General features: G+C 61.8%; 10 protein-coding genes and 1 rRNA gene (1 of these 11 only partly in view). 5 read left to right on the forward strand and 6 right to left on the reverse strand.

Annotation, left to right across the window (positions count from 1 at the left end; genetic code table 11):
* Positions 1-39: 39 nt before the first annotated feature.
* The 4 genes from ACXI0U_RS27055 to hemJ all read right to left on the reverse strand — a co-directional run bounded on the left by ACXI0U_RS27055 (position 40) and on the right by hemJ (position 3,933).
* Positions 40-1,158: a DUF805 domain-containing protein gene (locus ACXI0U_RS27055; RefSeq protein ID WP_431483282.1), complete on the reverse strand. Its 1,119-nt coding sequence runs from the start codon at positions 1,156-1,158 to the stop codon at positions 40-42.
* Between the two features lie 96 nt (positions 1,159-1,254).
* On the reverse strand, positions 1,255-2,517 hold the full coding sequence (locus ACXI0U_RS27060; protein ID WP_431483283.1) for an alanine racemase: 1,263 nt from the start codon (positions 2,515-2,517) through the stop codon (positions 1,255-1,257).
* On the reverse strand, positions 2,514-3,476 hold the full coding sequence (locus ACXI0U_RS27065; protein WP_479551064.1) for an NAD(P)H-dependent flavin oxidoreductase: 963 nt from the start codon (positions 3,474-3,476) through the stop codon (positions 2,514-2,516). Before ACXI0U_RS27065 ends, ACXI0U_RS27060 begins: the two co-directional genes overlap by 4 nt.
* 31 nt (positions 3,477-3,507) lie before the next feature.
* The gene (gene hemJ, locus ACXI0U_RS27070) at positions 3,508-3,933 is read right to left on the reverse strand and encodes a protoporphyrinogen oxidase HemJ (RefSeq protein WP_021221624.1); all 426 of its coding nucleotides are present in this window, start codon (positions 3,931-3,933) and stop codon (positions 3,508-3,510) included.
* A gap of 192 nt (positions 3,934-4,125) precedes the next feature.
* Here hemJ and ACXI0U_RS27075 point away from each other — a divergent pair, with 192 nt between their 5' ends.
* The 3 genes from ACXI0U_RS27075 (at position 4,126) to erpA (ending at position 5,702) form a co-directional block, all read left to right on the forward strand.
* Positions 4,126-4,851 carry a DUF6776 family protein gene (locus ACXI0U_RS27075; RefSeq protein ID WP_021221625.1) on the forward strand — a complete coding sequence of 242 codons (726 nt, stop codon included), beginning with the start codon at positions 4,126-4,128 and terminating at the stop codon, positions 4,849-4,851.
* Between the two features lie 5 nt (positions 4,852-4,856).
* Positions 4,857-5,270, forward strand: a complete 414-nt coding sequence (locus ACXI0U_RS27080) for a bactofilin family protein (RefSeq protein WP_021221626.1) — start codon at positions 4,857-4,859, stop codon at positions 5,268-5,270.
* Positions 5,271-5,351: 81 nt separating this feature from the next.
* Positions 5,352-5,702, forward strand: coding sequence for an iron-sulfur cluster insertion protein ErpA (gene erpA, locus ACXI0U_RS27085; RefSeq protein WP_031288532.1), 351 nt, complete (start codon positions 5,352-5,354; stop codon positions 5,700-5,702).
* Positions 5,703-5,764: 62 nt separating this feature from the next.
* On the opposite strand, the gene ACXI0U_RS27090 is transcribed toward erpA, so the two are convergent.
* Together ACXI0U_RS27090 and ACXI0U_RS27095 are read right to left on the reverse strand one after the other, a co-directional pair.
* Positions 5,765-6,856, reverse strand: coding sequence for an anhydro-N-acetylmuramic acid kinase (locus tag ACXI0U_RS27090; protein ID WP_021221628.1), 1,092 nt, complete (start codon positions 6,854-6,856; stop codon positions 5,765-5,767).
* Positions 6,857-6,860: 4 nt separating this feature from the next.
* The gene (locus ACXI0U_RS27095; RefSeq protein WP_184488561.1) at positions 6,861-8,300 is read right to left on the reverse strand and encodes a peptidoglycan DD-metalloendopeptidase family protein; all 1,440 of its coding nucleotides are present in this window, start codon (positions 8,298-8,300) and stop codon (positions 6,861-6,863) included.
* Between the two features lie 181 nt (positions 8,301-8,481).
* Here ACXI0U_RS27095 and tyrS point away from each other — a divergent pair, with 181 nt between their 5' ends.
* Both tyrS and ACXI0U_RS27105 read left to right on the forward strand, forming a co-directional pair.
* Complete coding sequence (tyrS, locus tag ACXI0U_RS27100; RefSeq protein WP_350447640.1) at positions 8,482-9,681, forward strand: tyrosine--tRNA ligase; 1,200 nt, start codon at positions 8,482-8,484, stop codon at positions 9,679-9,681.
* A 553-nt stretch (positions 9,682-10,234) separates the two neighbouring features.
* Positions 10,235-10,835: ribosomal RNA gene (locus tag ACXI0U_RS27105) — 16S ribosomal RNA — on the forward strand (it continues 936 nt past the right edge of the window).

Raw genomic sequence — 10,835 nt, forward strand, 5'->3', positions numbered from 1 at the left:
TCGGGGCCGGGTTGGACAACGTCAGCCCCGGGAGGTTGCTCAGTTGGACTCGTTCTCTTCCTGTTCGGCGGCCACGTCGCCCTCGTCCATCGACTCGTCCGGCTCTGCATAGGGTGCGGCTTCGTCGGTCGGTTCGGCATAGTCGGCGCTATCGCCATCGGCCGGCATCTCGTAGCTGCTCATCTCGGAGCGCTCCACGTAGTCCTGGTAGGCCGGGATGCTGATGGCGGCGAGGATGCCGAAGACCACCGGGATGATCAGCCACATCCAGGCCAGGACTTTGACTGCAGTGGTGTTCGGCGGCGGCGGTGCACCGAAGCGGTTGGCGCCGGTGGTGCCGGGGATGAACAGCAGCAGCAGGGGGAAGACGCTGCCGACGATGGGCACGAAGTTCAGCAGGTAGAGCCAGCCCGACCAGCCGATGTCGTGCAGGCGCTGGACGTTGATCTGCACGCTGACGACGATGGCGGCGATACCCAGCACGGTGGCGATGAGGCCGCCGACGATCGGGTGGATGGCGAAGCCGATGCCGGCGCCGACGCCAAGCACGACCAGCAGCGCGATCATGAACACGAAGGACCAGGCCAGGTAGCGCACGCGGCCGATACGGCCGGTGATGCCGAAGGGGCGCAGCTCGCAGTACTGGGGCAGCGCCTCGCCGACCTGGGCCTGCGGGGTGGCGTAAGGCGAGGCGCCCGGTGCCACGGCCGACGATGCGACGGCGGGAGCGGCTTCAGCCAGTTGCGCCTGACGGGCGAGGAATTTCTCGATGATGATGCCGCACGCCTGGCACTCGCCGGACTTGGCCTGCTCGTGGCCGCACTTGGGGCAGGTCATGGTGCCGGTGTCCTGCTCGCTTTCTACTGCGGCGAGGGTTTCCGGGTTCGGGTGGTCTTCGGTTTCCACCAGGCTGAAGCCGGCGGCGAGGTCCTGTTCCTTGCGTACCTGGGCACCGGCCCGCTGCAGGGCGGCCAGGTATTTGTCTGCCTCGACTTCTTCGAGGTCACGCTTCAGCGCCACGGGGCGCCCGCCGAACAGGCTGTCGATCTTGCTGGCATCGCTCTTGAACAGCTTGGCCAGGTTCTCCTTGACAGTTTCCAATGCCGCACCGGGCATCAGTTCTCCTTCGAAGACGATCTTGTAGCGGGCATCGGACATGCGGGCATCCTTGTCAGCGGCTGGTTAGGGATGGCACAGCGTAATGGTGGCGCACCCTGCGGCACAAGCGGGCTGCCGCACAAAAAACAGAGCTGGTCAGGCGGCTGGCTGCGGCTTCCAGGTGCCGACGAGGCGGCCGTGACGGAGCAGGCGCAGTTGGCCGAAGCCGCTAAACAGTCCTTCGGACAAGAGAGGTCGCAGGAACACCCAGTCGTCGACGCCGAGCCCGGTCGTTGCCGAGCCGATCAGGCGCTCCTGGTTGGGGCTGCGCCCGTAGATGCCGTCATAGGCCAGGCCTGCGGGGGATGCGGGTTCGGCGGGCCAGCCTCCGCCATAGAGGTAGTAGGCGTTCTGCCGGTTGGGGTTCCAGGCTTCGAGCATGCCCTGGGCCTGTTGCAGGTAGGGGAGGGGGCCGCGTTGAACCTTGAGTACCGGCGTGGCGATCCACATCGCGCTCTGGTGGCTGGCCAGGAGGGGGGTGTCGAACTCGGCGGGCTTGAGCAGGGCCGAGCCGACGGCGACTTCGTTCAGCGGTGTCGGCCCCTTGGCGTGCAGTGGATAGGTGAGACTGCCGGCGCCATTGAGCAGGGGTTGCCTGGGCCAGATGGCGGGGAAGGCGCGTGCGGCATCGATGAAGGCCGCGTATCGCTCGTTGGCGGCAGTAAAGGCTTGCTGGCTGCCGGTCCAGAACGGTGCGTGGGCGACCTGGGCGTCGTAGCCCATCAGCCCGCGCAGTTGCAGCCGCGTGCTGTTGTCGGCGAGCAGCCGCAGCGTCTGCGCCAGCTGGGTGGCATCCGGGTGGCCGCCGCGTTGCAGGCCGATATCGATCTCGAGGGCGATGCTCATGGGCTTCTGCAGGGCCTTGGCGAGTTCGAGGTACTGCACGAGGCGCTGCGGGCTGTCGATCAGCCAGGTGAGCTGGCGTGTAGGGTCGAAGCCCAGGCCATTGGGCAACTGCTGGTAGAAGGCGAGGGCGGCCGCTACCGGCAGCGGCTTGCCCAGCAGCAGATCGGCGTCGGGGAAGGCCTGTGCCAACTGGTTGGCCTGGGGTTGGTGGAAGACCATGAAGCGGCGCGTAGCCAGGCGCTTGGCGAGGTAGTCCAGCAGGCCATTGGAAGCCAGGGACTTGGCCACCAGGCGCAGGGGCAGTTTGCCCAGGCGCTGGGCGAGCAGGTCGGCATTGGCGTCGAGGCGGTCGAGGTCGATGACCAACTGCGGCACGCCGCGGCCTTCCTGCTTCAGCAGGCGCTGTAGGTCGGCGAAGTAGGGTGTGTGGGGGCGCCCCTGGTCACCAGGGCGCACAGCCCAGAGCCCGAGTGCCCCGAGTGCGCCCAGGCCGAGCAGGTGGCGGCGTTTCAACGGGGCCAGCGCTGACCGAGGTGGCTGGCCCTCTGGTGGGCGGCGCGGTACTCGTTATCCAGGCGCTTCACCAGTTCCTCCACCGTCGGCAGGTCGCTGATGTCGCCCACGCCCTGACCGGCGGACCAGACGGTCTTCCAGGCCTTGGCCTCGTCACTGATGGGCTTGAGCTTTTCGCCGTAGTTGACGTCGGCCTTGTCGGTAAGGCGCTTGAGGTCGTAGCCGGCGGCTTCGACGCTCTGGCGCATGAAGCTGGCCGGTACGCCGGAGACGGCGGGCGTGTGGACGATATCGGCGGCCTTGGCGTCGAGGATCATCTGCTTGTAGGGCGTGTCGGCGTTGCTCTGGCGTGTGGCGATGAAGCGGGTACCGAGGTAGGCGAGGTCGGCGCCAAGCATCTGCGCGGCGAGTATCTCGTGGCCGTGGTTGAGGCAGCCGGCCAGCAGCAACGTCTTGTCGAAGAACTGGCGGATCTCGGCGACCAGGGCGAAGGGGCTCCAGGTGCCGGCATGGCCACCGGCTCCGGCCGCCACCGCGATCAGCCCATCGACGCCGGCTTCGGCGGCCTTTTCGGCATGGCGGCGGGTGGTGACGTCATGGAACACCAGGCCGCCGTAGCTGTGCACCGCGTCGACCACTTCCTTCACCGCCCCCAGGCTGGTGATGACGATGGGCACCTGCTTCTCGACGCAGATGGCCAGGTCCGCCTGCAGCCTGGGGTTGCTGTGATGGACGATGAGGTTGACCGCATAGGGCGCGGCGCCCGCCATCAGGCCCGCCTCGATCTCGTCGAGCCAGGCGCGGAAGCCGGCACTGTCACGCTGGTTGAGGGCGGGGAAGCTGCCGACGATGCCCGCATTGCTGCAGGCCAGGACCAGTTCCGGGGTCGAAACCAGGAACATGGGCGCTGCGACGACGGGCAGGCGCAGGCGTTGTTCAAGCAGGGCGGGCAGTGACATCGGGCATTCCTCTCTATCGGTCATTCGTGAGTCAGAAGGGTTTGATCACCACCAGGATGACGATGGCGAGCAGGAACAGGACCGGGACTTCGTTGAACCAGCGGTAGAACACATGGCTGCGGCCGTTCTCGCCGCGAGCGAAGCGTTTGAGCATGGCGCCGCAGACGTGGTGGTAGCCGATCAGCAGGAACACCAGGGTGAGCTTGGCGTGTAGCCAGCCCTGTTTGAACCAGGCCGGGTTGAGGTAGAGCATGCCGGCGCCGAGCAGCAGGGTGAGGACCATGGAGGGCTGCATGATGCCGCGATAGAGCTTGCGCTCCATGATGCTGAAGCGTTCGCGGCTGGGCGCGTCTTCGGCCGAGGCGTGATAGACGAACAGGCGTGGCAGGTAGAAGAGACCGGCGAACCAGCATACGACGGCGATGATGTGGAAGGCCTTGAGCCAGAGATAGAGCATTGGATGTTCCCTGATGTGAGGTGGGTCCGATAGTAGAGGCTCCGGCGGTCACGCGTCACCTCGACGGTTGGCCCTTGGCCGATGCGGCTTTATCATCGGCGGCTTTCCAGTGGGTAGGGTGCGGTCGATGTTCAAGCTAGCTACGAGGGGTGGCGTTCTGCCTCTCCGGTCGCACCGCGCCGGGCGTCACTGATGTCGCGCTGGGAGGTCCGCATCAGCGACCCGCGCCGTGAGCGGCTGGTGCGCTGGTTGGTACTGGTCCTGTTGCTGGCGCTGCCGGTGGCGTTCTTCGCCGGTGGCTGGTTGCGAGCCGAGGGCATGGCGGATGCCGTGGCGGAGCGCGACAGCCTGCGCGCGCAACTGGATGAGCGCACCCGTGCACTCGAACAGTTGCAACAGCGCCAGGCGGTACTGGTAAGCGGCGAGCGACTGGGGCTCCAGGCCAACGAGCAGAGCCGCCAGACCATCAAGATGATGGAAGAGCAGGTTTTCAAACTGCAGCAGGAACTGGCGTTCTACCGTGGCGTGCTGGCACCGGACAGCCGCCGTGAGGGATTGCGCATCCGCGCTTTCGAGTTGCATGGCACGGACCAGCCACAGCGCTTCCGTTTCCGGCTGATGCTCAGCCGGGTCGGCAAGGATGACCAGCCGATCAAGGGCACGCTGCGTGTGCGAGTGATCGGTCGTCAGGACGGCAAGGAGGCGAGCCTAGAGCTGGCGACGCTTTCCCGCGAGATGACGCAGCAGGATGTTGTGTTTTCCTTCAAGCACTTCCAGGCGATTCCCGAAGCGGGACGTTTCGCCGAGCTGGAGCTGCCGGAAGGCTTCAGTCCCCGTCAGGTAAAGGTGCGCGCGCAAGTGGACGGCCAGCAGAAACCGCTGGAGCGCACATTCGAGTGGATTGACGAGGAGTCATGACGAGCATGTTCAACAAACAGAAACCCAAGGCTGATCTGCAGCGTTTCAGCGGCAAGACCAGCATCATCGCCATCGGCGCGGAACTGGAGGGTGATCTGCGCTTCCAGGGCGCGGTGCAGGTGGACGGCCGCCTCAAGGGCAACCTCAATGCCAGCGAAGGGCTGGTCAGGGTCAGCGTCGAAGGCCTGGTGGAGGGCGAGATCCGCGCGCCTCACGTGATCATCGACGGGGAAGTGGTCGGTGATGTATTCGCTTCCGAGCACCTGGAGCTGGGTGCCAAGGCACGGGTACGCGGCAACCTCTACTACGGGCTCATGGAGATGGCCATGGGGGCGCAGATAGAAGGGCGCCTCGGGCACATCAAGGAAGCGCAGCGCCTGTTGGAGGCGCCGGCCGGTCCGGAAAGCCAGGACGCTTAATAGTTGACCAGTTTTCTAGGGTAAGCGGATAATGCGTGGCCACAGCGCAGTAAGGCGGCGTCAAGCCGGGAGAGTTACAGCATGAGTGTCGAATCCTTCACCCCCACAGCCCTGATGTTTACGCATGGAGCGGCAAACAAGGTGAAGAACCTGATCGATGAGGAAGGCAATCCGCGGCTCAAGCTGCGCGTCTTCGTCACGGGCGGTGGCTGTTCGGGCTTCCAATACGGTTTCACGTTCGATGAAGACGTGGCTGACGATGACACCATTGTCGAGCGCGATGGTGTGAGCCTGGTGGTCGATCCCATGAGCTTCCAGTACCTGGCCGGTGCGGAAGTGGATTACCAGGAAGGTCTCGAAGGCTCGCGCTTCGTGATCAAGAACCCGAATGCCGCCACTACCTGCGGCTGCGGTTCGTCCTTCTCGATCTGATCATCCTTCGCTGATACCGAAACGCCGTGCTTATGCACGGCGTTTTCGTTTGTGCAGTTTGGTCAGGCGGGGTAGATGGCGCCGAGGATGCGCAGGCCTTTGGCGCCGGTCACGCTCGGGCGGTTGGTAGGGATGCCTTCGAGGCAGCAATGGGCCAGCCAGGCAAAGGCCATGGCTTCGACCCAGTCTGCCGGTACGCCTCGGCTGTCGGTGCTGCTGACCTGGGTGCCGGGCAGCAGCTCGGCGAGGCGTTGCATCAAGGTGCCATTGTGGGCGCCACCGCCGCAGACCAGCAGATCGCGGGTTTCCGCTTGGGATGCCTTGAGTGCTTCTGCCATGGTGCGAGCGCTGAGCTCAAGAAGGGTGGCTTGCACGTCCTCCGCCTTGAAGGCCGGGAGCTTGGCCAACTGCGCCTGCAGCCAGGGCAGGTTGAACAGTTCCCTGCCGGTGCTCTTGGGGCCGCGCGTGCTGAAGAACTCATCCTTCAGCAGTGTGCTCAGCAACTGCGGCTGGACCTGGCCACTGGCTGCCCAGGCGCCATCACGGTCGTAGTCCTGGCCGAGGTTGAGCTGGATCCAGGCATCCATGAGTACGTTGCCGGGGCCGCAATCGAAACCACGCACCTGCTGGTTGGGTTCGATCAGGCTGAGGTTGCTGAACCCACCGATGTTGAGCACGGCGCGGTTGCCTCTGTCATTGTCGAAGAGCGCCTCGTGGAAGGCTGGCACCAGGGGCGCACCCTGGCCGCCGGCAGCGACGTCGCGGCGCCGGAAGTCACCGACCACCGTGATGCCGGTGAGCTCGGCCAGCAGGGCGCAGTTGCCGATCTGGATGGTGAAGCCGCGCGCCGGTTCGTGGCGCACGGTTTGGCCATGGCTGCCGATTGCGCGGATATCTGCGGCTGTGAGGCCTTTTTCGCGAAGCAGTTGGGCGATCCCCGAAGCGGCCAGTTCGACCCAGCGTTGTTCGGCCAAGGCCGCGCGTGCGAGTTCGTCTTCGCCTGGTGAACATAGCGAGAGCAACTCCTGGCGGAGTGTGTCGGGCATGGGGATGTAGTGCGAGGCGATCAGGCGGGTGTGTTCGCCTTGGTCGATCAGGGCGATGTCCAGCCCATCCAGGCTGGTTCCGGACATCACTCCGAGGTAGCGCGGCATCGAATCAGCGCTTGTTCTGCGCGAGCATGGTGGCCTTTTCTTGGTCCATGCGTGCCATCAGCGGCTTGCTCATTTGCAGGAAGCGCTTCTTCTCTGCAGCGGCGAGCGGGTCAGCCATGGGCAGCTTCACGCCGAGCGGGTCGACGTGTTGGCCGTTCACCTGGAACTCATAGTGCAGGTGCGGGCCGGTGGAGAGACCCGTGGTACCGATGTAGCCAATGATCTGACCTTGCTTGACGGTGCCGCCGGTCTTGATGCCTTTGGCGAAACCCTGCATGTGGCCATAGAGCGTCCGGTACTTGCCGCTGTGCTGGATGATCACTGCGTTGCCGTAGCCACCGCGACGCCCGGCCAGGAAGATCTTGCCGTCACCGGTTGCCTTGATCGGCGTGCCGCGAGGCGCTGCGTAGTCGACGCCCTTGTGCGCGCGGATCTTGTTGAGGATCGGATGGCGACGGCCGAGCGAGAAGCGCGAGCTGATGCGTGCGAAGTCCACCGGGGTACGGATGAAGGCCTTGCGCATGCTGGTGCCGTCATCGCGGAAGTAGCTGGCAATGCCCTGGTTGTTGGTGAAGCGCACGGCACTGTAGGTCTTACCGCGGTTGGTGAAGCGAGCGGCGAGGATGTTGCCGGTGCCCACCTGCTTGCCGTTCACCGACTTCTCTTCATAGATGACTTCGAATTCGTCGCCTTCACGGATGTCGAGGGCGAAGTCGATGTCGTAATCGAAGATATTGGCCAGGTCCATGGTCAGGTTGTGAGACATGCCGGCGCGCTTGGCCGATAGGAACAGGGAGCTATCGATCACGCCATGGGCATAGGCGGTATGGATGTCCGGCTTGGCCAGGTCTCGCTTGAAGTCATAGCCCTTGTCGGTCTTGGACAGGGTGACGGTCTCGAGGTCGCTGAGCTTGGAGTGCAGGCTCTGCAGTTCACCCTCGGGGCTCAGGCGGAATTCGAAGGCCTGGCCGATCTTCAGGCGACTGAGGTCTTTGGCGTCCTTGCTGCTGTTGAGCACATCGTGCAGTACGGTGGCGGATAGGCCGACCTTGCTGAACAGCGTCGACAGGGTATCGCCGTTGCCTACGGTGACCGTATGCAAGCCGGGATCTTTCGGAGGTTCGCTGGAGGCAAGCTCGCTTTGGGTCTGTTCGTCCTTGTTCGCGTCTTTGTCGGCGCTGTTCTGGTTGTCTGCAGGGCGCTCGATGTTAGCGAATGGCGAGCTGCCCTCTTCCCCGATGACTGCGTCTGATCGGAGGTCGTCCTTTTCCTGGATGAGGGCTTCTGAGCCGTTCTCCATTTCCAGGTTGATGTAGGTCTTCTTCGCCTCGACCTCGCGAGACGGGAACACCAGCAAAGCCAGGCTGAGCAGCGCAGCTACACCGCTTGCGGCCAGCAAATGGCTTTTCGGGTAGCGCGGCGCTTTAGGAACAATATGCGTCATGGCGAGTGGTGTTTTTTAGAATGTGAACTAACTGCCTAAAATATAACCAAAATCCGGTGTAGGCAACCTCAAGATCCTGCCTTCCGCCGGTTGGTACCGCCCCGGGCGCAAAACTTGTAATTAGTCAGCGATCTTGTATGTTTGGTTCCCTTTCGGTTTCTCTAGTGTGTACGGGGCTGTCATGAAGTCGGTTGAAGAGCAGCTGGCGCTTATCAAGCGCGGCGCGGAAGAGGTTCTGGTCGAGTCCGAGCTGGTTGAAAAGCTCAAGCGGGGGCAGCCCCTTCGTATCAAGGCGGGGTTCGATCCGACCGCGCCCGATCTGCACCTCGGTCATACCGTCCTTATTAATAAGCTGCGTCAGTTCCAGGAGCTGGGCCATCAGGTCATCTTCCTTATAGGTGACTTCACCGGGATGATCGGTGACCCCAGCGGCAAAAGCGCCACTCGCCCGCCTTTGACCCGCGAGCAGGTCCTGGACAACGCCGAGACCTACAAGACTCAGGTTTTCAAGATTCTTGATCCGGCGAAGACCGAGGTTGCGTTCAACTCCACCTGGATGGACCAGTTGAGTCCTGCGGATTTCATTCGCCTGTCTTCGCAGTACACCGTCGCTCGTATGCTGGAGCGCGATGACTTCGACAAGCGCTACACCACCAATCAGCCCATCGCTATCCATGAGTTCCTCTATCCGCTGGTTCAAGGGTACGACTCGGTGGCCTTGCGTGCGGACGTGGAGCTTGGGGGGACTGACCAGAAGTTCAACCTGCTGATGGGGCGTGAACTGCAGCGTGCTTATGGGCAGGAGTCTCAGTGCATCGTCACCATGCCGCTGCTCGAGGGCTTGGATGGCGTGAAGAAGATGTCCAAGTCCCTGGGTAACTATGTGGGTATCCAGGAAGCGCCGGGCGTTATGTACAGCAAGCTCGTTTCCATTCCTGATGTGCTCATGTGGCGTTACTTCGAGCTGCTCAGCTTCCGCTCCATGGAGGAGATCGAGCAGTTCCGTCGTGATGTTGAACAGGGCGCCAATCCGCGTGACATCAAGATCAAGTTGGCCGAAGAGATCGTCGCTCGTTTCCATGGCGAGGAAGCTGCGGCTTCTGCTCATCGTTCTGCGGGGAACCGTATGAAGGAAGGCGAGCTGCCGGAAGACCTGCCGGAGATCGAGCTGCTATCTATAGAGGACATGCCCATTGCATCCGTCCTTAATAAGGCAGGGCTGGTGAAGAACGCTGCTGTCGCTCGTGATCTGCTCGGTTCGGGTGGTGTGCGTGTTGATGGCGTCGTTGTGGATCGCGGCTTCATCTTCAAGCTCGGTGCCGTGCATGTCTGTCAGGCTGGCAAGAAGGCGTTTGCGCGCATCTCGTTGAAGGCTGAATGATTTTTTCAATAAAGTGTTGACGTGCCGTTTCTGATCCCTATAATGCGCACCACTTCCACAGCAGAAGCCAAGAAAAACCTCTTGCAAATCAAAAGGTTAAGTAAAGGTAGAGTGGTTTGATCTAGGTCGAATCGATGCAGTGGAAGGGTGGTGCCAGGTTGGGTTTTGGTGTCGCCAGTGTCTTCCGAATGAGTTCGAAGGAGGCTGAAAAAGAGGTGTTGACAGCGAGTTGAAACGCTGTAGAATTCGCCTCCCGCTGATGTGAAGCGAAAGATTCACGGAAAGCGCAAGTCGTTGAGTAGAAAGAAAAAATTCTTCGAGAAACAGCTTGACAGATAGAAAGGCTGCTGTAGAATGCGCGGCCTCGGTTGAGACGAAAGACTTAATCGAAATTGCTCTTTAACAATTTGAATCAAGCAATTCGTGTGGGTGCTTGTGATGTAAGACTGGTAGTCGACTGATTATCAGCAACACAAGTAACACTCGTGAATTCGAGAGTTTATTTGCGATTGCTGAGCCAGGTTTAGGGTTTTCTCAAAACCCAAGCAGTATTGAACTGAAGAGTTTGATCATGGCTCAGATTGAACGCTGGCGGCAGGCCTAACACATGCAAGTCGAGCGGATGAGTGGAGCTTGCTCCATGATTCAGCGGCGGACGGGTGAGTAATGCCTAGGAATCTGCCTGGTAGTGGGGGACAACGTTTCGAAAGGAGCGCTAATACCGCATACGTCCTACGGGAGAAAGCAGGGGACCTTCGGGCCTTGCGCTATCAGATGAGCCTAGGTCGGATTAGCTAGTTGGTGAGGTAAAGGCTCACCAAGGCGACGATCCGTAACTGGTCTGAGAGGATGATCAGTCACACTGGAACTGAGACACGGTCCAGACTCCTACGGGAGGCAGCAGTGGGGAATATTGGACAATGGGCGAAAGCCTGATCCAGCCATGCCGCGTGTGTGAAGAAGGTCTTCGGATTGTAAAGCACTTTAAGTTGGGAGGAAGGGCAGTAAGTTAATACCTTGCTGTTTTGACGTTACCGACAGAATAAGCACCGGCTAACTTCGTGCCAGCAGCCGCGGTAATACGAAGGGTGCAAGCGTTAATCGGAATTACTGGGCGTAAAGCGCGCGTAGGTGGTTCAGCAAGTTGGATGTGA

Source organism: Pseudomonas sp. C9D1 (assembly GCF_056491235.1).